The following is a 25684-nucleotide window of genomic DNA, read 5'->3' on the forward strand; positions in this document are numbered from 1 at the left end:
TGATAATTATTTGTCAAAAAATTATGCTTCGACACAAGTTCTCTATTTAAATAAAGAATTTTCTCTGATTTTTTTTCAAAATGAGAATTGCTGGAGATTTATATCCAATCAAGCGAATTAGACAATATGTTCTTCTACGCCTTGACTCTGCACTTTCAGAAGCAGAAGGGACTTATGATTATCCAGTTATTACGGTTGAGCATGTTCTTCCTCAAAATCCAAGCCAAGGAAGTACATGGCTTAAGTGGTTCCCGAATGATAAAGAGCGTCTTCAGTATGTGCATAGAATAGGTAATTTAGCACTGCTTTCTCGAAAGAAGAATGCAGAGGCGCAAAACTACGACTTTGATAAAAAGAAAAAAAAGTATTTTGTTAGTAATACAAATATTGTGCCTTTTGTTCTGACAACCCAAGTTTTACAACAATCTGAATGGACTCCAGCAGTAATTGAGCAGCGACAAAAGGATTGTTTGGAAAGCCTGAGAAAAATATGGCGGCTGTAAGTGCGATCGCTGGACAGGTGCTGAATTTTAAGTTATTTTCAGCTTACTACCTTTCCCTTTCCTTATCCCGGACGTTATTATTTTTACATTCTTTTTTAAGAGTTGAACAAGGTTCTATGAAACTAGTTAAAAAAATTTTAGCAGTATGTTTTCTATTATTTGGCATTCCCTTGTCTGCGGTGATAATTCTAGAACTTCTCAGTCCCAAAACTCCCGCTCAAGAAAAGGAAAATGATGTGGCTGCCTTAACTATTCTTACTATTCCTTCAACCCTTATAGGAGGCTGGTTGAGTTGGTCTTTAGTGCAGCAGAATCGAAAGGAAAAAGCATTACTTATAGAATCAGAACAAAAGCGTCTTCAGTTAGTGTTATTAGAATTAATTGAGCAAAATGCTGGCAGAGTAACGGTATTGCAACTGGCGAAAAATGCTGAAATATCAACCCAGTTAGCTAAACAATATTTAGATGATAAAGCCAAGGAACTTAATGCTGAGTTTGAAGTCAATGAAGAGGGAAATGTTTTGTATCATTTCTCTTGAAACCCTATTAGAGACTTAACTTAACCTGAGTTCGGGTTAAGATATTGTATTTTTGTAACTCCCAATATTCCTTAAATGCTAGACAGGAATGTTTAGTGTTGTATCCGCTACAGTTACCAAAACTGCAACAGTCATGAGATCCGAGGCTGTTCAAGACTATTCTGGGTAAGTGGAAACTTCAAATGTTAGCAACCCCGTCTGAAGAGACAGAGCTTCCACACATACCAAAAGTTTTTGAACTGATACACAAATTTAGTGTGAGGATTTAGCCATGTCTTACCCGATTCCGTCCAAAATGTGGCAACGAGTCAGTATTGTAACACTGCTATTATTAATACCATCAGTAGGAATTGCTGTTTTACGTCAGTCTGCTACAGTTGCGGTTCCAGGCAATCAGACTCTTCTCAGTTCTACTCCAACAACCTCCATTTTACCCAATCACCCTGACTACAAAGCACTCCAGGCATTGGTACAAAAGTATAGTTGTGTCGTCTCCGTTCAAAACTTTGGTACTGTTCCGATAACCCGGACTGAGTTTGCCACAGTCTTGAATGCCTGTATGAATCAGAGCAATGAGCTAATAGCGACTGACCCCAAGATAGTGACCGAAGCGGATATGAAAACTCTGCAACGGTTGCAGTCGGAATTCGCACCGGAGTTAGCAACCCTAAGAAGTCAGATAGATGAATTGGAAGCTCCGACTCAGGCTCCCAGAGAACGGACTCAAGACGAGTCTACCCGAAAGACTCAACCCTTACCTACGGCTCCATCCCTTAGTATTCCGTCTGGTTCATCTGTGCAGAATCAAGTTGTTGACCGTGCATATACGCCTAAAATCCGACAAGCTGGTGGAACTAGTGGAAGGATTGCCCCTGAGCCACAAACCGATAGCAGATTCAATACGGAGAACTACAACCGAATTGAGGATAATCCCTTCCATCGCGTTGGTAATGACCCTCTTTCCACTTTTTCCATTGATGTGGATACAGCATCCTACAGCAACATGCGACGATTTATTACTCAAGGGCAATTACCACCCAAGGATGCAGTGCGAATTGAAGAACTGATTAACTATTTTACCTATAATTATCCCCAACCAAAAAGCGATCGCCCTTTTTCTGTCACCACTGAAGTTGCTGCTGCTCCCTGGAATCCTCAACACAAGCTGGTACAGGTGGGTTTGCAAGGTAAACGCCTAGAGAGTGAAACCTTACCAGCCAGTAATCTAGTATTTCTGATTGATGTCTCCGGTTCTATGAATGACCCCAACAAATTGCCGTTGGTGCAACAGTCACTGAAATTGCTGGTGAATAAACTGCGTCCTGAAGATCGGGTAAGTTTAGTAGTCTATGCTGGGAATGCTGGAGTAGTGTTACCTGCTACACCTGGTAGTCAGAAATCAAAAATTCTGGCGGCGATTGACCGCTTGGAGGCTGGAGGCTCAACTGCTGGCGGTCAGGGCATTGAACTAGCTTACAAGATAGCTAAACAAAACTTCCTCAAGTCTGGTAATAATAGAGTAATTTTAGCTACCGATGGAGATTTTAATGTCGGGGTTTCCAGCGATGGCGAACTGACGCGATTAATTGAACAGAAGCGAGAACAAGGAATTTTCCTGACGGTATTAGGATTTGGCACTGGTAATTATAAGGACGGGAAAATGGAACAGTTGGCTGATAAGGGTAACGGCAATTACGCTTACATCGATACCCTATTGGAAGCCAAAAAGGTTTTAGTTAACGATTTGAGGGGAACTCTATTTACCATTGCCAAAGATGTGAAAATTCAGGTGGAGTTTAATCCGGCGAAAGTTCAGGCATATCGCTTGATTGGTTATGAAAACCGCCTGCTGCAAAACCAGGATTTCAATGACGATAAGAAAGATGCAGGGGATATTGGGGCTGGTCATTCTGTGACAGCGCTTTATGAAATAATTCCTACTGGGACGAAGAGTGATGTGAAACTGCCGGAGGTAGACCCATTGCGGTATCAGCGTTCTGGTGAAACGGCGCTTGATGCTGCCGGCAATGAGTTGATGCAGGTGAAACTGCGCTATAAATTGCCCCAGGATACCACTAGTCAATTAATTACCCAAACCATTCAAGATGATTTGAGAAGCGACCAAATACCCTCTACAAACCTGAGATTTGCTGCTGCGGTGGCGACCTTTGGGATGGTGCTGCGTGACTCGGAGTATAAGGGGAATGCTAACTATGATTTGGTGATGAAATTGGCTACTCAGGCGAAGGGGGAAGACCAAGAGGGCTATCGGGATGAGTTTATTCGCTTGGTGGAACAATCTAGGGGGTTGATTACGAGGAAATAATTTGGATTAGAAGACGGTAGGAAAAGGCGTTTTAAAACCTATACCAAAAGAGCGATCGCCAACAGTATACCGCAGGCGATCGCTCTCCACTATAATAAAGGAGCTATTACGGTTGAATCCGAAGTGTTAACACCACCGTACTGGTGATAGTCTGGGAGGGTCGCCAAGTTAAAAGCGATCGCTTAATTAATTCAATCACAGTCTGTTCCTTCAAGGATGAAGCCTGTTCATCTAGCAGCAATTGTCTTACCCGTCCCTGGTTCAGTTGGAATTCAAACACCAAATCACCACCAAAACCTCTAGGGAGTTGAATTGATTGCAAGTATTGAGTCAGCAAAGAAATCATCTGCTGATTCAATCCCGTCACGCTCACAACCTGTAAATGAGGGACAGAGGATTCTTTTTTCCGTAAGGTTTTTAAATCTTCCAATTCTGGCATCGAGCTTTCGGAAACTGATAACAGGCTATCAAGATTACTAAAATCTTCAGCATATCCAAATTCAATTTCTGACAATGACTCCATCTCTTCAAACCGTTGCATCGGTTTTGCTGGCGCAGACATTGGGGATGGTGGTGGTAATACAGACATTGGAGATGGTGCAGATTGTTTCTTTGCTGACTGGCGACTGCTTGCCATTCCACCCCCAGGAGCAGCACCAAAAGAAACGTTACTAAAAATACCCTCATGGCTGATAGATTCAGGTATTTCCACAGGTACTTGCATAGATATAGAATCCTGGTTGGGATTGACTCTGATATCATCACTGACGGCAACAAAAGCGGTATATTGCGATAACAGTTCATAAGTCAGAGCCGTATCTGTCACCGCTTCTACACCTCCCTTTGTGTCGCCACTAACCATTTGATTCATTAAATCCTTGATGCGGGAACGTCCCCAAAGTTGAGCAATCGCAGGATTACCTGTTTGGGGAAAATTCAGATGAAAACTGTGCTGATAACGCCTACCACCCGCAGCAATGCCGATAACGTGCAACTTTCCAGAATGCGCGTCTGGTTTGCGTCCAAATAACACTAACGGTTGCTCTGCAAATAAATCTGGTGGTGTCGAGGGATACATGATTGGAGATTCTCCATCACCTTCCCATTGCAATTGAATATTGGTGAGGACTGGATTATTGATTTGGCGGAAGAATTTTTCTACCACTTCATCTACAGGTTCATCATGGCGAATAATCCGAGCAATACCCCGTCCTAATTCTGCAATCCGATTGAGTAAGAAACGATTCACCGAACTACCTGCACCAAAGCTATGAAGGCGGGTTGCTGGCTGGAGACGCTGTTTAACTTCTGCTAAAATTTGGTTTTCGTTACCGATATAGCCATCAGTTAGTAAAACAATATTTCGCAAGCGTCCCGGATTTGTGGCTTTTAAGTTTAAGACGGTGCGAATACCGCCTAACATTTCTGTTCCCCCACCAGCGTTTAACCGATTGATATAGTTGATTGCTAATAAACGATTTTGGAAAGTATTGGCGAGGGGAACGGGTGAGAGTTGCTGTGTAGTATCAGAAAAATCAATAATGCTAAAGGTATCGTCAGGATTGAGTCCATTGATAAAACGGCGCATCAATTCCTGACATTGCATCAGTGGTTCGCCACTTTGAGAACCGGAGGAGTCGATGAGAAACACCATATCTTTGGCGACAATCTCATCAGGGCGGTACTCAACGGCGGGAATCATGTATAAGGCGAAGTGTCCACCCCGTTCATCGGCTTGAGTCAGCGTAGTTGTTTGGGTGTTATTACTGCTAACTTGGTAGCGTAAAATTAGGTCTTTGTTGGGTATTGTGTCTCCACCACCTAGTTTGACATTCACTAACTGTCCTTCACGGATGATTTGGATTTGATGAGAGGGTGAATTAATATCTTGAATCTCAACGCCAGCATTAATTTCTATAGCGACATTAATATCATGACGCGATCGCATTCCATCTGGCAAAATGGGAGCGTTTAAGCGGGAAGCATCTGGAACTAAATCGGTATCTTGATTTAAAGTCATGGGTGCAATGGCTGAACCACCCCCGACAGCATTTTCTTCGATGGTGATTCCGGGAATGTAACGGGGGCCAACAACCATTGGGAAGACAAACTCGTAATTTCCCCCCTCAAATTTTAGGCTGTCGCTGTAACAAATAATCACATCGATTTGTTCGCCTGGCTTGATGTTTGCCAGAGATTGGGTGAAGATATTGTCTCGTTCTTGTTCGAGAAGCCCGGCTGTCTGTCCTTGTTTTCTGGCTTGTTCGTAGATGGCTAAAGCTTCTTGACGTTTTTTGATGCTGCCTTGAATTGTGCGATCGCCTATACGAATCAGCATATCATCAACGGCGGCTTCATCGGGTAAGGGGAAAATATAAACGGCTTCTAGGGTTGTGGTAAAGGGATTTTCAAAGCTTTGGGTAACTTCCACACGTGAGATGTTACCATCTATTTTGGCTTTTACTTCAGTGTGTTTGAGGGGAAAGGCAATCTGTTGGTTGGAGTTTTGCAGATATAAACCACTGGGTTGTTGTTCTAGCGTTTGAGTCATAATTTTTACCTGGCGCTTTTGTTTCCTGTCTCTAGCGTAGGTGGGTTTTTCTGGGAGATATGCTCAGTTTTATGCTCACTTGATGCTCAGTAGTAGGTTCACTTGTAAATAATGATTTTCGGTAAAATTGCCAGTCTAGTTACTGTATACGTGTTTTATACTAATAAAACGTAACCTAAATTACATTAACCATACCTTATAAATTTATAACAGTGAATAAGTCACAGGCTATTAAGCTACTTGAAGGTGAAGGATGGACAACAGCAGATGCTAAACGTGCATTAGAGAAAATTGACTTTAATATTAATCCTGACGAAATTACTATTCGTAGAGCTATTTCACATTTTGCTGGTTCTGAACTAATAAATCGTCAGCGTCTTCAAGCTGCTCAGAAAGGTTTGGTAACGAAGAAAACAAACGAGCTTGAGCGGAAAGAAAAGGAATATGCAACGAAAATTGATCGGCTTATAAATTCTCAAAGAGAGGAAAAGGATGAACGCGAAGCTGAAATTCAAAGTTTATACAGCAAAAGTAATCTTGTAGAAGATAGGCTCAAAGCTATAACCTCTCAAAATAAAGATTTGATAGTTGTAAATGAGCAACTAATGAAAGACAATAAAACCTTAAAAAATTTAATTGATGAAATCAGACTGAAATTAGCTATAAATACCAAGAAAATTATCCAGTATGAAGACAGCGAAATTCGGAAAGCAGTCATTCACTTATTTAAATCTACACTAGGTTAAAAAACAAGTCTATGACTGAGCATAAAACTAAAAAAACAATCTTCAATGGTATGAGCTACCGCGATACTCAACGTGTTAACTCAAAAAATAGAACCAAACTGAAGCAAGAAGATATACACTGGCTAAAAACAGAAGGTTACAAGAATGTTGGATGGAACAACGTTATCAGCCTCTATCATAAAATAAAGGATTTTTTAGATAAATATCAATTCCATGATTTGACACTTGAAGAATTATTTTTAGAAGCAGACCGAATTGGAAATAAATATCTTACTGCTCAAGAAACACAAGAAAGTAATCAGAGGTTAGCTAAAGAAGTGAATGAAATTGCAGAAGAGATCGATAAGCAGTTTCCTGATACAGAAATAGAATTTATTGATTTTAGTAATAAAACAAAAAAGACATATAGGAAGCAAAATAATCAAAAGTCATACAGAACTGTCAAATATTAGAGGAAAGTCCAATGAACCTTGAAGAAAAAGAACTAAATGAATTATTTAAAATTGCAGATAAAATTGGCAGCAAGCGTTATCATAAACTAACTCATCAAGATTTTGAAAATTATAGAAAATTCGATTACTGGCGATATGTTAATGGTGATTATGAGTGCGGTACAACACAAGAAAGTAAAACTTGGGTGAGAGATAATTCAGACTATTACTGTCCAATTTGTGGGGACAAGTATTCTGAAAAGGGTGGTAAAACAATAGATCATAAGCTTCCTAGATCCCAGTATCCCTGGTTATCAATGGAATTCAAGAATTTTTGGGTAATTTGTCTGATGTGTAACCAAGAAAAGGGTGAGATGCACTGGTATGAGTATGAGCATTATATATTTGTTCGCTATCCTGATTTTTATGTTGGTGTAAAAGTTGCACGTCCTAGTCACTTGCTTCAGTCTCTCAAAGAATAAAAAAATCCCGGCTCATTTCGTTGAAGTAATTATTGCCACTTTTTATGCACCTACGAAAAATATTAACCAATCCAATATGGAATTTATAGTTTTTTCGTAGATACAATTGGGTTGTTAGAATTGTTTTAAAATGATTTAGGAGTTGAAATATGAAGGCTCACAAGATAGAAATCGTGTTAACTGAAGATGGAACTCTGACGCTACAGGGTTTACCTTTTCATGCTGGGGACGCTGTGGAAGTTATTATTTTGGAAGCGAAAACTCCAGATAACCAAGTATCGCTAAAATCACAATCAGATACAAATCTTTATCCTTTGCACGATACACAGCCTTACCGTTATGAAAATCCATTTTAATAAAAATAAGAATACTATGCTAAAGCAAAATATTTGAAAAAATAAGATGAAATTAAATTATTTTAAAGAAAAATTATTTGCCGCTCCAATATCGGATTTATACTTCTTTGTGGGTACAATTGGGTTATTAGAATTGTTTGAAACTCATTCCCAGATACCCTACTTATCTCATAAGTCGGAATCTAAGCCATAGATGTATGTCAAACTCGCTGAAAGCATCAACAGCAGGACTAGCAATTGTAGACAAATCGCGTCAACGTCTAGGTTGGACAAAAACTAGCACGGCGCGTTGGTGGCAAGATGCCCATACCTCTAAAGCCACTTTACGCCGATTTTGGCAAGGCGATCGCATTCAGCGAGAAATTTTCATCGCTATCTGTCAAGCTGTTGGTATTGTAAACTGGGAAGCGATCGCAGAGCCATCTAATGCAGACTTAGAATCTATTGCAGATATCACTACGCCTTACTTAGACTACAATGAAGCACCTGATATCGAAAGCTTTTATGGACGAAATCAGGAATTGGCGCAGTTAGAAGAATGGATAACTAGCCAAAACTGTAAATTAATCACCATTAACGGTATTGCTGGTATTGGCAAAACCGCCCTAGCACTGGCTTTAGTAGACCGCATTCAGTCAAAATTTGCTTGTTTAATTTGGAAGTCTCTGCAAACTTCCCCATCTCTCATTTCCCTGCTGAATAGCTTACTAAACTCCTTTGAGCAAAGCGTTGCCCAAAATATTCAACAAGGTACTGCACAACTCATCCAGCAGTTACAAAAACGTCGCTGTCTGTTGATATTGGATGGATTCGAGGCTGCTTTCTCCCAGCTACAAGACCTCAGCTATGGGCAATTTATCCAACAATTAAGTCGGGAACGGCATCAAAGTTGTATTCTGATTAGCAGCCGCGAACAGATAAACGCTGGTGAAATTAATAGCAAAACATTTCGCTGTTTAAATCTCAAAGGATTGCAAAAAATAGAGGCTGTAGAATTATTACAATCAAGGGGATTGACAGGCAAGGAACTGGGTTTATCAGTTTTAATTCAACTTTATCGCGGTAATCCCTTGGCGCTGAAACTGGTAACACCATTGATTCAGTCTGTATTTGCTGGGAATGTTGCTGCTTTTCTGAGTCAGCATACTCTAATTGTAGGCGATCGCTTACGTGTGATTCTCAAGCAGCAATTTGAGCAACTTTCCGGCTTAGAGCAAGACATTCTCTACTGGCTGGCTATTTGGCAAGAACCTGTCTCATTCTCTCGGTTGCAAACCCATTTGCTGATATCCGTTGACCCAGCGATGGTTTTAGAGGGCATTGTAGCCTTAGAAAGGCGATCGCTTTTAGAAAAATGGATCGGTGATTATGAACCCTCATTTACATTGCAACCCCTGATAATGAAAGTGGTTACAGATGAATTGGTAGAACATACTGCTCAAGAGATTCATCGAGTTGTGCAGAATCATGATATTCGTCATTTTCAGATATTGCGAACCCATTGGTTGCTACGACCGGGTACTGATGATATCGCAGGCGATCGCATTTTAACTCAACTTTGGAAAAAGCTCTGGCAGTTGTATGGTGCAACTCTTCCACAAATGCTTAATCAGATTCTGTTGTTGTTAAAGGGTCAATCTCCTTTGGCAATGGGTTACATCGGCGGCAATTTAGCCATACTTTCAGGAATAGACTCGTTAGAGACTTCCAAAGAATAAATTTTCCCCAATGGCGGCTGTAAGTGCGATCGCTAAACCAGACAATGCTCCAGCACCGATAATTAAGTTGCGTCGTTTCATTCGACTATGCAGGAAGCGCTCAAAATTCCGGTAATCTACCATTTTCTTCTCCTGACAGATAAGTTAAGGCACAGCAACAGCTAACACAAAGAATTCAGGGTAATCGTAGGCAAACTTCATAATGAATTCCCTTACCAAAATCAGGTTTTAATTCCCAATTTTTATTTTGGTATCAATGTGTTAGATGTTATGCTTTTACAAAAAAGCCTACGAATAAGCATTAATATCAACTAGACAAAGATTACACTTTAACCTTTTTAATTGAAGCTCCCTTTCTCTTCATCATCAAACCAAGGCTACAAGCAAAGAGAGCGCCAATTAAAGGTGTAGATTCAGGTACTTGTGTATATGAAACTCTACCTGATATGGGTTCAGCATCGGGAGAAGTTCTAGAGAAAATTGTCAAATCTTCACCGATAATTTCATAACTGATAGAACTTGAAGGATTAGATTTATCATTGAACAGATAATCTAATGCAAAATATGTTTTTCCTGTTAAAGATGTGGTTTGAAAAACCACAGGAAAGTCTGGGTAATTGGTATCATCTTGTTCAGTATAAACGGTAGAATCGCCATCAAATTTAAAAGAGAGTGATTTAATAGTAGCTTCAGGATTATAATCATTACTCAAAGTTGAATCGTCAAAGCTAAAAAAGCCATTTCCCTTAGTTACAGGACTATCAACTGTGAAAGCATAATTAATAATTGCAGCAGATACAGATTTTGCATCTAGAGTAGCAAAACCTAAAGTCAGACTAGCAGCAGCAAGCAGTAATTTTGGAACTAGTTTCATCTCAATTTTCCTCACAATAAATTTATGTAAGCAATGCACGCTGCAAGGTATAGAAATAGTTTGTTTCTAACTTCCTTATTTCCCCAATAGGTATTTATCGCTGTTCTAATCAGTGATAAAAATAAATAATTTTTCCCTTTTTTAAGAAATAAGTCTCCAAGTCGTTGGATTCACCTTATATTAAAATCAATAGTTTAAGCAGACTTTAATTAGAGGTAAAATAATATCAAATTTAATTTTGCAATATAAATACTTACGAAATAACCAAGATATTTCTGTAGAACGATTAAAAATATAAAATTATTGGATTTAGAAAAAATGTTTTAAGATAATAAAGTTCGTTCGTAGTCAGGAGTGAAGTCCCTACTACAAACTACTTATTATGAGTGATTTGACGGACATCATATAACGCCGTAATCCACCACTAAAATAAAACCCGAAGCTGAAGATAGTCGCTATGAAAATTACTACTCAATCTCTTATTGTTCTAACATTTTGAAGAATCGAGTAAAGTAATCTGGAAAAGTTTTAGCTGTACAGCCAGGATCTTTAATAACAATTCCTGGAACCTTCAAACCAGTGACAGCAAAAGCCATTGCCATGCGATGATCGTGATAGGTTTCAATCTCTGCCGGGGTAATAGGGCCAGGCTCAATTTTTAGTCTATCGGGAAATTCTTCAACCTGAACCCCTAGCCGACGTAACTCTGTTACAACTGCTCGAATTCGGTCGGTTTCCTTATATCGAATATGTTCTACGTTCCGAATCGTAATCGGTGAACTGGCAAAGGGCGCGATCGCAGCTAATGTTTGCACCAAATCTGATATATCATTCATATCAATGTCGATGCCTTGCAATTGCTTCGGCCCCGTCACTTCGGTGTAATCATCCGAATCCTTAATTTCACAACCCATCTGTTCTAAAACATTCAGCCATAGAATATCACCCTGACAAGATTGTTTCGTCAAATGTTTGACGCGCACCCGTCCACCTGTGACGGCGGCGGCGGCAAAAAAGTAAGAAGCATTTGACGCATCGGGTTCTACAGTATAATGTCTACCTTGGTAACGTTGACCGGCTTCGATCTGAAATTGATTATCACCGATTTGAATCACCTCCACGCCAAAATCTGCCATCAAACGACATGTCATTTTGACGTAAGATTGAGAAACTAATGTCCCCTCAACCTCAATACTCGTATCTTGTTGAGCATAAGGTGCAATCATCAGCAATGCCGAAAGTTGCTGACTTGTTTGGTTCGCTTTCAACCGAAAATTTCCGCCAGCGAATCCCCGGCTAGAAACGGTGTAGGGCATAAACCCGGAGTTTCCGTCAAAATCAAGGCTTGCTCCACCCGCTTGCAGTACCGTCAACATGTCACCCATCGGTCGTTCTCGCATTCGGGGAACGCCATCTAGACGATATTCTCCATTACCCAGTGCTACCAGCGCCGAGATAAACCGGGCTGCTGTGCCTGCCAAACCCACAAATAAATCTGCCTGTTTAGCTGGAATATCACCTCCTCTTCCCGCCACTTGGATTACTGCCTGATGAGGATTCAAAGTAATGGGAATGCCCAATTGCTCTACACATTTGACAAAATACTCGCTGTCTTCACTAAATAAGGCATTTTCTAAAATGGAGTCACCTTCTGCCAAAGCAGCGACAAGCAACGCCCGATTGGTAAGACTTTTAGAACCAGGAATTTCTACCGTGGCATCCACTGGCCGATTTAGAGCAGGAATTGCAATGGTATCCACGTTAAACCTCTACGTAGGCGGTTAGCTACAACTTTATATATTGCCATATTGTCAAGCAATTTTGGATTTTAGATTTTGCCATACCTGTCTCTTGTGGTTCACACTTTTAGACCTACAGTTTACACACAAGTTTGCAACCATATCTTTAATGTTCTTGAGTGCAAAATCTAATCCTGCTTTTGGGAATAATTAATTTATTCACCTGACTAATCTAGAACCCAGGCATTATCAACATGAAATGGATTAAACCATCCCTATATTTTTTAGCCTTTTCCTTACCTTTGGGTTTGCTTTCTGCTTTAACAGCACAGGTACAAGCTCAGTCATCCCATCCCAACAAAACTTGGCAAATTAGTCAAATATTTAAGCCCCCACAACGGGGAAAACCTCCCGCAAGTGCTGGTGGTTCTACTCGTGGCGGCTCTTGCCTAATAGGGAAAAAATTAATAACTTCCTTAATCCCTCCAGATAAATTAGGGCTAACATTTGCTCAACATCCAACGTTTTTCTGGTATGTACCTCCATCTCAAGTTAAAACAGCTAAATTTGTGCTGCTAGCTGAAGACCAAGACATATTTTATGAAACATCTTTTCTACTTCCCGAACGACCCGGAATTATTAGCTTCAAACTTCCTGAGAGTTCCCCTGCACTTGCTGTAGGTAAAACTTATCATTGGTATCTAACAGTTGTTTGTAATGCTCAAGACTCCAGTGGAAATCCGACTGTAGAAGGTTGGGTAGAACGCACTCAACCAGGAGTATCCTTATCGGAGGCTTTAGCAAAGGCAAATTTGTACAAATTGCCTACCATCTATGCAGAAGCTGGGATTTGGCATGAAGCGCTGACTAGTTTGGTGCAGCTACGCCAGACTGAGCCGAATAATTTTAAAACGAGGCTGGATTGGAGACAATTTTTCAAGTCTGTAGGTTTGAGTGCGATCGCTTCGGAACCATTGATCGATTGTTGCACATCTAGAAAAGAAAGGCATGGGTCATTGAGATGAGGAAAAATTTCCAACCCCTAACTCTTAACTCTTAACTCCTCACTAAATCTTATGTGGGCAAAGCTGAAACCGCAAATCTGGCAATGGCGTGGTGTTTTACTTGCTGTTCCCAATATTACAGCCCTGATAATTGCAATCCGCTTTACTGGATTACTACAATTGTTGGAATTGGCAGCACTCGATCAATTTTTTCTCCTTCGTCCACGAGAGGCGGCTGATACCCGCATTGTCATCGTTGAGATTAATGAGGCAGATATCCGCAAGCAGGGACAGTGGCCTATGCCTGATGGGAAACTTGCCAGTTTACTAGAGAAAATCAAACAGCAAAAACCTAGAGCTATTGGTTTAGATATTTATCGTGATTTACCTGTCAATCCCGGTCATCAAGCTTTACTTAAAGTTTTTAATTCTACTCCCAATTTGATTGGAGTACAAAAAATTTCTGATACTGTTGACAGTTCGGCGGTTGATTCATCTCCAGAATTGAAGAAACTTAATCAAATTGGATCGAATGATTTACCTATAGATGGGGATGGCAAAATTCGGCGATCATTATTGTACGTAAATTTAAATAATGGCGATGTTCTCGAAAGCTTTGCTCTAAAACTAGCATTGTTGTATTTGAAACCTGAAGGTATTACTGCCAAGCCATCAGCAACTAACTCTAATTACTTACAGTTAAATCGGGGTATTTTCCCGATTTTTGAACCTAATGATGGGGGTTATGTCCGAGCAGATGCGGGGAGTTATCAAGTGCTGTTAAACTACCGAGGACGGATACAGCAGTTTACTAAAGTCTCTCTCACTCAAGTGCAAGAGAACCTGATTTCACCAGACTTAATGCGAGACAAGGTGGTATTAATTGGTGCTACCGCCGAGAGTTTAAAGGATTTATTCTATACGCCTTACAGCAGTAATGTCTTGACTGAGCCGGAACGGATGGCGGGTGTGACAATTCATGCTAACTTAATTAGTCAAATTTTAAGTACGGCAATGGAAGGTCGCCCGTTGATTGAGTGTTTACCCGATCCGATAGAATGGCTATCAATTTTGATTTGGTCAATTATTGGCGCTAGCTTGTGTTGGCTGCAACGCCACAGTAGCAACCAGAAAACTCTCATGGCTGTTAGTGTTGTTCTTGCAGGTGGTGGTTTAATTGGTGGTAGTTTTTTGGCATTTTTAGCTGGTTGGTGGATTCCTGTTGTTCCTTCATTGCTGGCATTTGCAGGTTCTGCGATCGCACTCACTCAGTATATTGCTCAAAGTGCTACCGAGATGCGAAAAACCCTCGGCCGCTATCTAACTGATGAAATTGTCGCCAATATCCTCGAAACTCCTTCGGGGTTAAAGCTAGGGGGAGAACGCCGAAAAGTTACGGTTCTCGTATCTGATTTAAGAGGATTTTCGGCTATTTCTGAACAATTACCCCCGGAAGAAGTAGTAAAGATTTTGAATCTTTATCTGGGAACAATGACAGATGTAATTAATCAGTATAAAGGCACAATTAATGAGTTTATGGGTGATGGCATTTTTGTGATATTTGGTGCGCCAATTAGTCGTATAGATGATTCTCAAAGAGCGATCGCCTGTGCTATTGCCATGCAATTGGCAATGCAACAAGTAAACGAACAAAATCGGCAAATGAATTTTCCAATTCTCGAAATGGGAATTGGGATGAATACAGGCGAGGCTGTAGCGGGAAATGTTGGTTCTCAAAAACGCGCTCAATATACAGTTATTGGCAGCCATGTTAATTTGGCTGCCCGAATTGAGTCTTATACCGTGGGAGGACAGATTTTAATTTCCGAAAATACCTGCAAAGATGCCAATATTGACCTCCAAATTGCTGGACAAATAAGAATAGAACCGAAAGGAATTAAATATCCTGTGACAATTTGTGAAATTCGTGGCATTGGCGGAAAATATAATTTATTCTTGCCTCAAGATGAGGAAAAAATAGTCATTCTCTCTCAAGAAGTACCTGTGGAATATACCATTTTGCAGGGAAAACATGCAGTGGGAACAGTATTTATCGGAGCATTGATTAGCCTCTCAGAAAAAGGGGCGCAATTGCGATCGCCACATTCTTTAGAACTCTTGAGTAATCTCAAACTCAAGCTATTGATTGAAGCAGAACTGGCTACAGAAGAAGAACATATCTATGCCAAGACGATCCAACAGTCTAACGTTGACGAGCATCTTTTCTTGCTTCGGTTTACAGCTGTTCCCCAAAGAGCGATCGCAATTCTCAATGCACTCCGTCAGCCTGGATGAGATGAGAGCATTGTAATGAAGGGAGGTATATGTAAATAGGTTCAACTGAAAAAGTAGGTAGTTGAGATTTTTTTAAAACAGTAGCAATTGTTGCCGATCCAACCAGGCAATCGCGGTAAGATTTTGGACTTAAGCCTGATTTAACTTCAATAAATCCTTAATAATTCGTAATTAATGGTATAGAGTAAATAATTTTAGTTTTGGGTATACAAAATATAATTCCTTGTCAACCTAAGATTCAATTACATCCAAAGGACAAATGACGAACGTAAACAACTTTCAAAAGCTAGTAGAACTTGCAAATGAATATGGGATTATTTGCCAGCCAACGCCTGAAGAATGTTTGATTGCATCCTTACCTGGAGATGATGATTTTTTATTAGCTTTCACTTGGTCTGGTGCAGTAGAGGGAGAGCCGCCAGAGCATGAATTAATTGCAATTAGTGTACAAGATATAGTCAAAGAAGTTACCGTTGCAGCTTGGCAAATTCCTTTTTATTTATTCGGAAACGTTTTAAGACAGGCTCAGATGCTTGTTGCTGCCCACAAAGATTTTGTTAGTAGCTAGGAGACAATACCGAATATATGTGTATTTGTTAATTTTTCCCTAGCCTCTGAAAAAGCAATACGGGTGCATCCCAGTTTTTATTTTTTGATGATAAAAAAATAAACTGTCATTGCGAGGAGGAATGACGAAGCAATCGCATGGACTCGTTTTTAACTCAATACCTTGCGATTGCAACTCTAAGAGACGCACTCGCGTTCGCAACGCTGGCAATGACGGAATCTGTAAAAAAGTGGTATGCTCCCGTTACAGCTTGTATATTGTCAAGTAAAAAAGGTTATATTTTCATTAAGCATTAATTTTTAGTCCTAAAGATGTTAGTGCTTGTTGTGTATGATATTCCTGATGATAAAAGGCGTACAAAGTTATCTAATTTTCTGGAGGGTTACGGGCGAAGAGTACAGTTTTCTGTATTTGAATGTTTTTTAAGTTTGGACGAAATGCGGCAGCTTTTTGAAAAATCGAAAAAACTTGTTAAACCATCTGAAGATAATGTGCGATTTTATTGGATTTCGGAAGACGCTGTTAAGAAAGTATTAACTGTTGGTAGTGAAGAACCAGCAGCACCGCCAAAGTATTACATTATCTAGGTTTTAAGATAAGTAAGGAGGTTTTGTAACATGGTCATCGACACACTCCGCCAAATCGCTGAAATGCCTATTATTTCGTTGAAGTGTGTCGATTGCTTGCTGGGTAAGGGTTTGAGCTATGTGTTGAGCGCAATTTTGCACAACATATATGATGTTTTTCAGGAGTGTGTCGATTTGGCGGCTGAAACCCTTACTGGGTAAGGGCTGCTAGACGAACTCCCTACCGATTGGGTTAAATCGGATTAGTTGGAAACTTCACCATTTATATTTGTAACGATAAGTCTTTTACCCTACCGATTGGGTTAAATCGGATTAGTTGGAAACATCTAAAAAGGTTATAGTTATTTGCCTCCAACCCTACCGATTGGGTTAAATCGGATTAGTTGGAAACTTTTCATTTTCAGGAGAAAAATAGTATAGATGCAAATACCCTACCGATTGGGTTAAATCGGATTAGTTAAAAACTAAAAAAATAAGCCCTCTAAATGGAGGGCTTTTATTTTTCACACAAATTCCTGATTACTTTCTCAAAAAGTCCGTTTGCCTTCTGATTTCGGTAAATTCAGCAAGTAATATCATGCCCGCTTGATTGCTTATTAAACCCGAAGAACCCCACCCCGCCAAAGCTGTGCTTTTTCTCCCCTCCGCGCTTGCGGGGAGGGGATTAAGGGGTGTGGTTCTTTTCTTATGGGTAATTTAGCGGACATGATATAAAAGGATTTTTAACCGCGTGCTACTCAATTGCTATTCAAAACGGTAGCCTGGAAGAATCCAGCAACTCACACACTGCATCATGTTACCTAAACCCAAAAAACACTGGACACCTTCAAATTGGGCAAGTTGGAAGCCTTTTGGCATTGGCGAACAGTATCCCAACAATTTTTGGGAGGTATTTCGGGCAATCTGGCTGTCTCGTGACAAACTACCTTATGCGTGGAATATTCTCGATAAAGGTGTCTGCGATGGTTGCGCTCTCGGAACAACCGGGATGAAGGATTGGACAACAGAAGGCATCCATCTCTGCAATGTTCGGTTGCGACTGTTGCGGATGAATACTATGCCAGCTTTTGACCCTGTGCTATTGGAGGATGTTTCGCAGTTACAAAAGCAAAAAAGTGCCCAATTACGGGACTTGGGACGGCTCCCTTATCCGATGATTCGTCAACGAAGGGAAAAAGGCTTTCGTCGTGTTAGCTGGGATGAAGCTTTAGAGGTGATTAGCGATCGCATCCGCACTACCACACCAGACCGTCTAAGTTTCTATATTACCAGTCGCGGTACTGTCAACGAAACCTATTATGCTACCCAAAAAGCTGTGCGGGCAATGGGAAGCAATAATGTTGATAACGCTGCCCGCATCTGCCATTCTCCCAGTACGGCGGGACTGAAAGCTGCTATCGGTGCTGGGGCTACCACCTGTTCTTATAAAGACTGGATTGGTACTGATTTATTAGTCTTCATTGGTTCCAATGTTGCCAATAATCAGCCAGTCACCGTTAAGTATCTCCATTACGCCAAGAAAGCTGGCACTAAAATTGTAGTTATTAACACTTACCGCGAGCCAGGAATGGAGCGCTACTGGGTTCCCTCAATTGTGGAAAGTGCCGTTTTCGGTACAAAGTTTGCCGAAGACTTCTTCTTAATCAACATGGGCGGGGATATAGCATTTTTGAATGGCACTATTAAACATATAATTACTAACAACTGGGTAGACCAATCATTTATAGATTTACACACAGTTGGCTTTGATAAACTTAAAAAATCTTTAGAAAGTCAATCTTGGGAAGAATTAGAACGGCTTTCTGGTACATCCCGCGAGTCAATGTACGCCTTTGCCAAAATGGTTAAAGAAGCTAAGAAAGCCGTATTTGTTTGGAGTATGGGGATTACCCAGCATGAATGCGGTGAAGATAATGTGCGAAGTATCATCAATCTAGCTCTTACCAAAGGTTTTGTCGGTCGGGAAGGTTGTGGTTTAATGCCAATTCGCGGTCACTCTGGGGTACAAGGTGGCGCAGAGATGGGGTGTTATGCGACAGTTTTTCCTGGTGGTAAATCTATCACCCCAGAAAATGCTGCCGAATTGAGTCAGCATTGGGGCTTTGATGTGCCAGCAAATAAAGGTTTAATTGCTCCAGAAATGATTAGCGCTGCACATCAGGGGGAATTAGATGTGTTGGTTTCTGTGGGTGGGAATTTTTTAGAAGTGCTGCCAGAACCAGATTATGTGGAAGCGGCGCTGAAGCAAATACCTCTGCGGGTACATATAGATATTGTTCTCTCCAGCCAAATGTTGGTGGAACCTGCTGATACTGTGGTGCTTTTACCTGCGACGACTCGCTACGAAATACCAGGAGGAGTCACAGAAACTAACACTGAACGGCGGATAATTTTCAGTCCAGAAATTCCGGGGCCGCGCATTGGAGAAGCGCGTCCAGAGTGGGAAGTTTTTCTAGAATTGGCAAGGCGCGTAAAACCAGATTTGGCAGATAAGCTAGCTTTTGCGGACACAGCTGCTATCCGTCAAGAAATTGCTCAAGTTGTCCCCCAATATGCTGGTATTCAACATTTACAGCAAGCTGGCGATCAGTTTCAATATGGTGGCTCACATTTGTGCTTTGGTTGGAATTTCCCGACAGCCGATGGTAAGGCACACTTTGGCGTATTATTGCCACGCCAAAGAGAATTACCAGAAGGTTATTTCTTATTAGCAACGCGCCGAGGCAAACAATTTAATAGTATGGTGCAGGAACGCAAAGATGCAATTACTGGGGCGATGCGAGAGGCAGTACTAATGAATGCTGCTGATGCTGCACAGTTGGGTTTGAAAGATGGAGATAAGGTAATTATCAAAAATGATTTGGGCGAGTTGTTGTGTCAAGTCTACATTGCGCCAATTCAGTCAGGAAACTTGCAAGTACATTGGCCAGAAGGGAATGTGCTACTAGATAAAAGTAAGCGATCGCTCGAAGGAGTTCCTGATTATAATGCAGTAGTACGCCTAGAAAAGCAAACCTAATATTAACATTTTGCCACTGCTACATGGAAGTTCAACCAAAGGAGATCAGGAATTACTTAACATATAATGGCATAAATCCTTTCTTTGAGTGGTTTGACTCTTTGCGAGATAGAAGAACAAAGGCTAAAATCAGAGCAAGGCTTGACCGAGTAGAAGCAGGTAATTTTGGTGATTGTAAATCAGTGGGAGACGGGGTTTTTGAACTGAGAATAGACTACGGTTCTGGCTACCGCATTTACTTTGGGCAATAAGGGTCAGTAATTATTATTCTTTTGTGCGGTGGCGATAAAAGTAGTCAAGAAAAAGATATTGATAAAGCACAAGAATATTGGGAAGATTATAGGACTAGAGATGATGCCTAAAAGTGCAAGCTATCACGAAAAACTGATTGAAGACCTCAAAGACCCATTAGAAGCAGCAGCTTATATCGAAGTTGTTTTAGAAGAAGGCGACCCGAAAATGTTAAGTAAGGCGCTGAAAAATGTGATTGAGGCACAAGGTGGAATTGATCAATTTTCTGTACAAGTTAAGCAAGTTTATGACAAACTCGAACAGATATTATCCGAGAAAGAAGAAATAGAATTTTATTGCCTGAATGCTTTGCTGGATGGATTAGGGTTGCATTTAGCAGTAACAGTTAAGGTAAGCTGAAAGCCTTATTCATAAACTTTTAGCTCTTTTTTTATGTATTCACTAAGCTCATCTTCAGTATAATTAAGCGGCTTAATTTCTCCGTTGGAAATCAGACTCAATCTAACCTTTTCAAGTTCATCTTGATGTAGATAATAATTACCGTCTAAATTTTCCAAATCAAACTCATTCATAAATAAAGAAATTGCTACTGTACTAGAGTACTGAAGAACCATTTTTTTATCTTCATTGCTGAATTGATCTTGTTGTAAAAACAGTTCTATTGCATTAAGTCGCATATATTTACATAGAAAGTGAATATCTACATAGCCTGCATCAAAAATTTCTATGCTGAATGGTTTTGGTCTTGGGTTCAATACAGACATAATTCTAATCCAGTCTGTATCTGACAAATTAATCCAAAGTGAAGGAGTTGATAGAATAAAGCTAAGGACATATTCAACAGAAAATTTTGTTTGGCAAGCTAACATTTTTGCAAAATCATATTTTTCCATCTTATGCAAAAACTGGCTAAAATAATCAATTCCGTAAGAATATCCTTCATTCCAATAGATTTCATCTAATAAATCTAACATCTCTTGTTGTTTATCTTCCATCATGATGGACGGGTACTTACTACTTTATTAAGAACACCAATTATTGATAAATGAACATTGACCCAGAAATCTTATCAGACTAGTAGGGTGAACATGATAATGTCAGCCCTACAAGCATAATTACAAATTACTATTATTTATTCTCAACAACTTCTAAACCTGTCCTAGCTATTGATTTAATATCAACACCCTGAGCGTTTAGCAACACTATTATAGTGATATTTTGATTGGGTAAATATGCAAGCAATGTTGTGAAACCATAAGCTATACCACTATGTCCAATTGCTTTTGCTAAAGGAGATGAGAACCGTTCTACACCTAACCCATAGCTATAGCTTTGGCCATTATCTTTAAATTTCAGCATTTCTTTCATCATCTTCGAGGAAAGTAAGCTTTTTTTGACAAATAACGCTTTGGTGAACTTGGCTAAATCCTCTGCTGTTGAAACTAATCCACCATCTCCTAAACCATTGCCATCATTGACATCGGCGTAGCTATCTAGCTTACCATCCTTATTGCGATCGCCATAACCTGTAGCTACCTCTCCAATTTCCGGTTCGCGCAATTCTGTGAAGGTATGTTTTAACCCTAATGGTTTTAAAATCTGACTGCGGATTGCTTGGGCGAGAGTTCCCCTAGTGATATTTTCAACAATCAGTTCCAAAAGAATGTAGTTGCAATCAGTATAAATAAATTTTTCTCCCGGATTTGCTTGCGGTTGTTCTTGGTACATATACGGAATAGCTTCTCTGGCTGTCCAAGGCTGTGAGCGACTTCTTTTTGCTGTAGCTTGAATAAACTCTTTTGTATCTAAGTATTCTGCAACACCACTGGTATGGTTGAGCAGTTGACGAACTGTAATTTTATCGCTGTTAACAATATGAGGAGTGATGTCTCTTGGTAAGTATGTTGCGATCGCCCGATCTAATCCTATCTTCCCTTGCTCCACTAATTTCAGCACAACCACCGCCATAAAAGTTTTACTCATACTGGCGATGGAAAAGCCATCTGTGGTTTTCATCCGGGCTTTTGTTGACAAGCTATTGACACCAGATGCTCCCAACCAAGAACCTTTAGGTGTAGAAATATACATTACTGCACCAGGGATTTTCTGTTCTGCAACTATTTCATTTAAAAGTGTCTGTAGTTGAGAACTTTTTCCGACGGTGGAGGTAGACATGACTTGTTTAGCAAAAGATTTTTCAATTACTTTCTGACTAATGTTATTACCCACTAGATATCCTGCTAAACCAAGGGAAATCACAAAGACTATTCCAAATAAAATTTTCCTGAAAGCCAAAAATTTTAGGTTCATTTTACTTCCTAAACAGAAACCTAGCAATTTAGTTCAACTGAACAAAGTAGTTGGTGAGCATCAAAGAGGCATCTGATATACAAATAGCATTACTCTGTTTCCAGATTAGTATCAAAATTTCAATTTACCAACTCTCATAAATATGACAATGCAAACTAAAAGCAAAACCCAAGCCACTGTTTGGGTAATGGAAAAAGGTCAAGTCCGGCCTCGTTTAGATCATCTCACCACTGAGGAACCTTTGGAAATTCGCCTTACCCCTTTCCAGAAGACGGTAGCTGTAACAATGCGAACACCAGGGGCAGATTTTGAACTAGCAGCTGGTTTTCTCTACAGTGAAGGAGTCGTTAGCCGCAGAGAAGATATCCGACGGATAAGCTACTGCGTTGATGAATTAGTAGATGGTGAGCAACGCCATAATATCGTAAATGTAGAATTGCGGGATGGGTTAATTCCAGACTTACAGCCTTTGGAACGTCATTTTTACACTAGTAGCGCCTGTGGGGTGTGTGGTAAAGCTAGCCTTGAGGCTTTGCGTCTGCGGGGATGTCCCATTATTCCTTCTGGGCCAACGCTAACACCTGAAATCGTATACAGCTTACCTGATAAGCTCCGCGCGGCTCAAGGTATCTTCAGGGCTACAGGAGGTTTGCACGCTGCGGCTATCTTCGATACTCAAGGAAATTTGTTGAACCTGCGGGAGGATGTTGGGCGACACAATGCTTTGGATAAATTGATTGGTTCAGCTTTTCTCAGTGACGAGTTGCCTTTAAATAATTGTATTGTCTTAGTGAGCGGACGCTCTAGTTTTGAAATTTTGCAAAAGTCTACAACTGCTGGAGTTCCCATTGTTTGTTCTGTTTCCGCTCCCAGTAGTTTAGCCGTGTCTGTCGCCGAAGAATTTGGGATTACCCTAATTGGATTTCTGCGCGGAGAACGGTTCAATATTTACACTGGTTTACAAAGAATAAACGCCGCTTAATAACACTTTTACTAGTCACTTCTAGCAATTAGTCATAACTAATTCCTAATATTTGCTTGGTGCAAAGTGGTCTAATGACTAATGAATTTTCATCAAATATTGTGTCAATGTAAACGCATCTACACCCAATTCAGTCCGCTCTTGGGCGGCTATTATACCCGCTTGGGAATGCCACCAAGCGGCAGTTGCGACAATATCTTCTACAGGAATCTGTTTAGTTGCTGCTTGCGCCAACAATCCACCCATTAGCCCAGTTAACACGTCACCGCTACCGCCACGCGCCAGGGCGGGTGTACTTTCAGGAACGATCCAAACACCACCTTGAGGGTTTGCGATCGCAGTTCTTGCCCCTTTCAACAACACCACCACCCCACTTTGTGCTGCTGCTTGCTGTACTGCTTTCACCCTGTCATCTTTGGCATCGGCGACATCAGGAAACAATCGCTGGAATTCGCCAGTGTGGGGTGTGAGTACAGTTACGGCAAGACGTTTTTTTAAAGTGGCGATCGCTCCCATTTGTGCGAGGATATTTAAACCATCGGCATCGAGAATCAAAGGGCGATCGCTCTTAATTACCTCTTGGACAACGGGAGTAGCATCTCGTGTTAAACCGGGGCCACAAGCGATCGCATTAAAGGAACTCAGATCGGTGTTTTCTGGTAATTGTAGGTGAGCAATGGCTCCACTTTCCGTCTCTGGACAACCGACAATTAGCGCTTCTGGCAAATGTGACACCAAAAGAGATTTCAACGATTCGGGTACGGCAATAGAAAGCATCCCCACACCACTAGCCCTAGCACCCAAACCAGTTAAAATTGCTCCACCGGCATAGCGCTGCGAACCACAAATCAACAGTAAATGTCCTTCCTTATATTTGTGGGTAACTGGTGAACGGGGTAAGGGTAGAGTAGCAAGTGCCGTTGCTGACGTAATGCGTTTAATCCGGGGTGCGTCTTTTAAAACAGCTTCTACATCAGCTAAAGGAATATCAAAATCGATTAACTCAGCTTTGCCGAGATATTCCAGCGCCCGATCTTGAAAAAAAGCTAGTTTCCATAAACCTAAACAAAAAGTATGAGTAGCGCGAATGGCAGTTCCTAATACTTCACCTGTGTCGGTGTGTAAACCTGACGGTAAATCGATACTATAAATTGGCACAGACAATTCATTTAGCTGATTAATTGCAGAGGCGATGGGATCGGTGAGGTTTTTTTCTAAACCAAACCCAAACAAGCCATCAATCAACAAATCAGAATCTGGCAGTTGCTCAATTATTTGATAAATTGGAATACCCAAACTCTGAGCATATTGCAAATGTTGCGAAGTTAATTCCTTAAGCTTAGAGAAAGGAGAATAAATCCAAACCTCATACCCGCGAAAGTATAATTCACGGGCTACTACTAAAGCATCCGCACCATTATGACCGGGGCCAACAAGAATTCCGACACAATATCCCCTTTTTAAAGAGATATTTGAAGGAACATAGCCCCCCTTAAGAAGGGGGGTTGGGGGGATCTCTTGAATGCGACGAGCAATTAATCCCGCCACCTTTTCCATCAAAGCTACTACAGGCATTCCCGCAGCAAAGATGCGATCTTCAATATCGTGCATTTGCCCAGCAGTCACTACCACTTGCGAAATTTTTTCTTGCCTATTCTGCATTAGTGTTGATTCCTGTTAGCAGTTTGTTCGGTGACTAACCCATGTATGCCTAGCGCTGTAATTACTCCTCCCAGTAATCCCCAAGTCCCATCAGCAAATACATTAATGCGATGAATGTAGGTGCGATGATAGGCGTACTCTAACTGTCTATCATTAACTTTTCCGGTTTCTACCAGGTTTGTCACATATTTTTCAGCTTTTATCAGTGCTGCATAATCCAGGTTAAACCAATATAGCGATACTCCCACCACCGCCAAACCTGGAAAAACCACAGTAATTAAGAGAATTACTTTGCGTGTGCTCATACATTTTACCCGATGATATACCTGCTCAATGCTGACATAGCTGGAATCAAGGTCTTTGAAAGAACAAAGCAAAGCTGTGTAAAGGGAGCCATTGCCATTGTGGGGTCTGGATTTTGTCAAATTAAGCTCAAGTGCTTATCTTACATACCTTTTACCCCACCCTAACCCTCCCCTTTATAAGGCAACGGTGTACACACAAGTCCGAAGAACTTCATCCACCAAAGATTTGCGGTGCGAATCGACAGCGTGACAAAGCTAAATTGTTGCAATCATGGCGATACCTGCGGCGGCCTACGCCAACGCATTTGTTATTTCGGCGTATCCATTTGTTATTTCGGCGTATCCATTTGTTATTTCGGTATATCCATTTGTTATTTCGGTATATCCATTTGTTATTTCGGTATATCCATTTGTTATTTCGGTATATCCATTTGT

24 protein-coding genes and 1 pseudogene are annotated in these 25684 nt (G+C 40.7%); 17 read left to right on the top strand and 8 right to left on the bottom strand.

Annotation, left to right across the window (positions count from 1 at the left end):
* Positions 1-80: 80 nt before the first annotated feature.
* The 3 genes from V7K55_RS23780 to V7K55_RS23790 all read left to right on the top strand — a co-directional run bounded on the left by V7K55_RS23780 (position 81) and on the right by V7K55_RS23790 (position 3368).
* Positions 81-503 carry an HNH endonuclease family protein gene (locus V7K55_RS23780; protein ID WP_334835149.1) on the top strand — a complete coding sequence of 141 codons (423 nt, stop codon included), beginning with the start codon at positions 81-83 and terminating at the stop codon, positions 501-503.
* Positions 491-1042, top strand: a complete 552-nt coding sequence (locus V7K55_RS23785; RefSeq protein ID WP_334835150.1) for a hypothetical protein — start codon at positions 491-493, stop codon at positions 1040-1042. Before V7K55_RS23780 ends, V7K55_RS23785 begins: the two co-directional genes overlap by 13 nt.
* 271 nt (positions 1043-1313) lie before the next feature.
* Complete coding sequence (locus tag V7K55_RS23790; protein WP_334835151.1) at positions 1314-3368, top strand: YfbK domain-containing protein; 2055 nt, start codon at positions 1314-1316, stop codon at positions 3366-3368.
* A 106-nt stretch (positions 3369-3474) separates the two neighbouring features.
* Here V7K55_RS23790 and V7K55_RS23795 read toward each other — a convergent pair whose 3' ends face one another.
* Positions 3475-5919 carry a VIT domain-containing protein gene (locus V7K55_RS23795; RefSeq protein ID WP_334835153.1) on the bottom strand — a complete coding sequence of 815 codons (2445 nt, stop codon included), beginning with the start codon at positions 5917-5919 and terminating at the stop codon, positions 3475-3477.
* A gap of 212 nt (positions 5920-6131) precedes the next feature.
* Here V7K55_RS23795 and V7K55_RS23800 point away from each other — a divergent pair, with 212 nt between their 5' ends.
* The 5 genes from V7K55_RS23800 to V7K55_RS23820 all read left to right on the top strand — a co-directional run bounded on the left by V7K55_RS23800 (position 6132) and on the right by V7K55_RS23820 (position 9652).
* Entirely contained in the window at positions 6132-6665 is a 534-nt protein-coding gene (locus V7K55_RS23800) for a hypothetical protein (RefSeq protein WP_334835154.1), read from the top strand.
* 11 nt (positions 6666-6676) lie between these two features.
* A complete protein-coding gene (locus V7K55_RS23805; protein WP_334835155.1) occupies positions 6677-7117 on the top strand; it encodes a hypothetical protein in 441 nt (146 codons plus the stop codon).
* Between the two features lie 11 nt (positions 7118-7128).
* Positions 7129-7578, top strand: coding sequence for an HNH endonuclease (locus V7K55_RS23810; RefSeq protein WP_334835156.1), 450 nt, complete (start codon positions 7129-7131; stop codon positions 7576-7578).
* A gap of 149 nt (positions 7579-7727) precedes the next feature.
* Entirely contained in the window at positions 7728-7934 is a 207-nt protein-coding gene (locus V7K55_RS23815) for a hypothetical protein (RefSeq protein ID WP_334835157.1), read from the top strand.
* 197 nt (positions 7935-8131) lie between these two features.
* The gene (locus tag V7K55_RS23820; RefSeq protein ID WP_334835159.1) at positions 8132-9652 is read left to right on the top strand and encodes an ATP-binding protein; all 1521 of its coding nucleotides are present in this window, start codon (positions 8132-8134) and stop codon (positions 9650-9652) included.
* Here V7K55_RS23820 and V7K55_RS23825 read toward each other — a convergent pair.
* The 3 genes from V7K55_RS23825 to aroA form a co-directional block, all read right to left on the bottom strand.
* A complete protein-coding gene (locus V7K55_RS23825) occupies positions 9632-9775 on the bottom strand; it encodes a hypothetical protein (protein WP_334835161.1) in 144 nt (47 codons plus the stop codon). The genes V7K55_RS23820 and V7K55_RS23825 overlap by 21 nt on opposite strands.
* Positions 9776-9974: 199 nt before the next feature.
* Positions 9975-10526 carry a PEP-CTERM sorting domain-containing protein gene (locus V7K55_RS23830; protein ID WP_334835163.1) on the bottom strand — a complete coding sequence of 184 codons (552 nt, stop codon included), beginning with the start codon at positions 10524-10526 and terminating at the stop codon, positions 9975-9977.
* A 479-nt stretch (positions 10527-11005) separates the two neighbouring features.
* Positions 11006-12286 (bottom strand): 3-phosphoshikimate 1-carboxyvinyltransferase, encoded by a 1281-nt coding sequence (aroA, locus tag V7K55_RS23835; RefSeq protein ID WP_334835166.1) that lies wholly within the window; start codon positions 12284-12286, stop codon positions 11006-11008.
* A 233-nt stretch (positions 12287-12519) separates the two neighbouring features.
* On the opposite strand from aroA, the gene V7K55_RS23840 reads away from it, so the two are divergent.
* The 8 genes and pseudogenes from V7K55_RS23840 (at position 12520) to V7K55_RS23875 (ending at position 20389) form a co-directional block, all read left to right on the top strand.
* Positions 12520-13290 carry a DUF928 domain-containing protein gene (locus V7K55_RS23840; RefSeq protein ID WP_334835168.1) on the top strand — a complete coding sequence of 257 codons (771 nt, stop codon included), beginning with the start codon at positions 12520-12522 and terminating at the stop codon, positions 13288-13290.
* 51 nt (positions 13291-13341) lie between these two features.
* Entirely contained in the window at positions 13342-15564 is a 2223-nt protein-coding gene (locus V7K55_RS23845; RefSeq protein ID WP_334835171.1) for a CHASE2 domain-containing protein, read from the top strand.
* A gap of 259 nt (positions 15565-15823) precedes the next feature.
* Positions 15824-16132 (top strand): hypothetical protein, encoded by a 309-nt coding sequence (locus tag V7K55_RS23850; RefSeq protein WP_334835174.1) that lies wholly within the window; start codon positions 15824-15826, stop codon positions 16130-16132.
* 311 nt (positions 16133-16443) lie between these two features.
* Positions 16444-16719, top strand: coding sequence for a CRISPR-associated endonuclease Cas2 (gene cas2, locus V7K55_RS23855; protein ID WP_334835177.1), 276 nt, complete (start codon positions 16444-16446; stop codon positions 16717-16719).
* A 30-nt stretch (positions 16720-16749) separates the two neighbouring features.
* Positions 16750-16920 carry a hypothetical protein gene (locus V7K55_RS23860; RefSeq protein WP_334835179.1) on the top strand — a complete coding sequence of 57 codons (171 nt, stop codon included), beginning with the start codon at positions 16750-16752 and terminating at the stop codon, positions 16918-16920.
* A gap of 592 nt (positions 16921-17512) precedes the next feature.
* Positions 17513-19738: an FdhF/YdeP family oxidoreductase gene (locus tag V7K55_RS23865; RefSeq protein WP_334835181.1), complete on the top strand. Its 2226-nt coding sequence runs from the start codon at positions 17513-17515 to the stop codon at positions 19736-19738.
* A 23-nt stretch (positions 19739-19761) separates the two neighbouring features.
* Positions 19762-20100: pseudogene (locus V7K55_RS23870) on the top strand (type II toxin-antitoxin system RelE/ParE family toxin).
* Complete coding sequence (locus tag V7K55_RS23875; RefSeq protein ID WP_334835193.1) at positions 20093-20389, top strand: helix-turn-helix domain-containing transcriptional regulator; 297 nt, start codon at positions 20093-20095, stop codon at positions 20387-20389. The pseudogene V7K55_RS23870 and the gene V7K55_RS23875 overlap by 8 nt, the downstream one beginning before the upstream one ends.
* Before the next feature lie 5 nt (positions 20390-20394).
* Here the strand turns inward: V7K55_RS23875 and V7K55_RS23880 are convergent, their stop codons facing one another.
* Positions 20395-20988: a hypothetical protein gene (locus V7K55_RS23880; RefSeq protein ID WP_334835183.1), complete on the bottom strand. Its 594-nt coding sequence runs from the start codon at positions 20986-20988 to the stop codon at positions 20395-20397.
* Between the two features lie 130 nt (positions 20989-21118).
* Positions 21119-22300, bottom strand: a complete 1182-nt coding sequence (locus V7K55_RS23885) for a serine hydrolase domain-containing protein (RefSeq protein WP_334835185.1) — start codon at positions 22298-22300, stop codon at positions 21119-21121.
* 142 nt (positions 22301-22442) lie between these two features.
* Here V7K55_RS23885 and fdhD point away from each other — a divergent pair, with 142 nt between their 5' ends.
* Positions 22443-23282 (top strand): formate dehydrogenase accessory sulfurtransferase FdhD, encoded by an 840-nt coding sequence (fdhD, locus tag V7K55_RS23890; protein ID WP_334835187.1) that lies wholly within the window; start codon positions 22443-22445, stop codon positions 23280-23282.
* Between the two features lie 78 nt (positions 23283-23360).
* On the opposite strand, the gene V7K55_RS23895 is transcribed toward fdhD, so the two are convergent.
* Positions 23361-24944, bottom strand: coding sequence for an NAD(P)H-hydrate dehydratase (locus V7K55_RS23895; protein WP_334835189.1), 1584 nt, complete (start codon positions 24942-24944; stop codon positions 23361-23363).
* Positions 24944-25249, bottom strand: coding sequence for a hypothetical protein (locus V7K55_RS23900; RefSeq protein ID WP_334835191.1), 306 nt, complete (start codon positions 25247-25249; stop codon positions 24944-24946). Before V7K55_RS23900 ends, V7K55_RS23895 begins: the two co-directional genes overlap by 1 nt.
* Positions 25250-25684: the final 435 nt, after the last annotated feature.

Source organism: Nostoc sp., assembly GCF_036919895.1.
Taxonomy (GTDB): domain Bacteria; phylum Cyanobacteriota; class Cyanobacteriia; order Cyanobacteriales; family Nostocaceae; genus Nostoc.

Coding starts and splice junctions, on each gene's coding strand:
- V7K55_RS23840 (WP_334835168.1), top strand. CDS start 12,520: ATGAAATGGATTAAACCATCCCTATATTTTTTAGCCTTTTCCTTACCT.
- cas2 (WP_334835177.1), top strand. CDS start 16,444: ATGTTAGTGCTTGTTGTGTATGATATTCCTGATGATAAAAGGCGTACA.
- V7K55_RS23885 (WP_334835185.1), bottom strand. CDS start 22,300: ATGAACCTAAAATTTTTGGCTTTCAGGAAAATTTTATTTGGAATAGTC.
- V7K55_RS23805 (WP_334835155.1), top strand. CDS start 6,677: ATGACTGAGCATAAAACTAAAAAAACAATCTTCAATGGTATGAGCTAC.
- V7K55_RS23825 (WP_334835161.1), bottom strand. CDS start 9,775: ATGGTAGATTACCGGAATTTTGAGCGCTTCCTGCATAGTCGAATGAAA.
- V7K55_RS23895 (WP_334835189.1), bottom strand. CDS start 24,944: ATGCAGAATAGGCAAGAAAAAATTTCGCAAGTGGTAGTGACTGCTGGG.
- V7K55_RS23820 (WP_334835159.1), top strand. CDS start 8,132: ATGTCAAACTCGCTGAAAGCATCAACAGCAGGACTAGCAATTGTAGAC.
- fdhD (WP_334835187.1), top strand. CDS start 22,443: ATGACAATGCAAACTAAAAGCAAAACCCAAGCCACTGTTTGGGTAATG.
- V7K55_RS23845 (WP_334835171.1), top strand. CDS start 13,342: ATGTGGGCAAAGCTGAAACCGCAAATCTGGCAATGGCGTGGTGTTTTA.
- V7K55_RS23880 (WP_334835183.1), bottom strand. CDS start 20,988: ATGATGGAAGATAAACAACAAGAGATGTTAGATTTATTAGATGAAATC.
- V7K55_RS23780 (WP_334835149.1), top strand. CDS start 81: ATGAGAATTGCTGGAGATTTATATCCAATCAAGCGAATTAGACAATAT.
- V7K55_RS23900 (WP_334835191.1), bottom strand. CDS start 25,249: ATGAGCACACGCAAAGTAATTCTCTTAATTACTGTGGTTTTTCCAGGT.
- V7K55_RS23850 (WP_334835174.1), top strand. CDS start 15,824: ATGACGAACGTAAACAACTTTCAAAAGCTAGTAGAACTTGCAAATGAA.
- V7K55_RS23785 (WP_334835150.1), top strand. CDS start 491: ATGGCGGCTGTAAGTGCGATCGCTGGACAGGTGCTGAATTTTAAGTTA.
- V7K55_RS23830 (WP_334835163.1), bottom strand. CDS start 10,526: ATGAAACTAGTTCCAAAATTACTGCTTGCTGCTGCTAGTCTGACTTTA.
- V7K55_RS23860 (WP_334835179.1), top strand. CDS start 16,750: ATGGTCATCGACACACTCCGCCAAATCGCTGAAATGCCTATTATTTCG.
- V7K55_RS23810 (WP_334835156.1), top strand. CDS start 7,129: ATGAACCTTGAAGAAAAAGAACTAAATGAATTATTTAAAATTGCAGAT.
- V7K55_RS23795 (WP_334835153.1), bottom strand. CDS start 5,919: ATGACTCAAACGCTAGAACAACAACCCAGTGGTTTATATCTGCAAAAC.
- V7K55_RS23875 (WP_334835193.1), top strand. CDS start 20,093: ATGCCTAAAAGTGCAAGCTATCACGAAAAACTGATTGAAGACCTCAAA.
- V7K55_RS23790 (WP_334835151.1), top strand. CDS start 1,314: ATGTCTTACCCGATTCCGTCCAAAATGTGGCAACGAGTCAGTATTGTA.
- V7K55_RS23815 (WP_334835157.1), top strand. CDS start 7,728: ATGAAGGCTCACAAGATAGAAATCGTGTTAACTGAAGATGGAACTCTG.
- V7K55_RS23865 (WP_334835181.1), top strand. CDS start 17,513: ATGTTACCTAAACCCAAAAAACACTGGACACCTTCAAATTGGGCAAGT.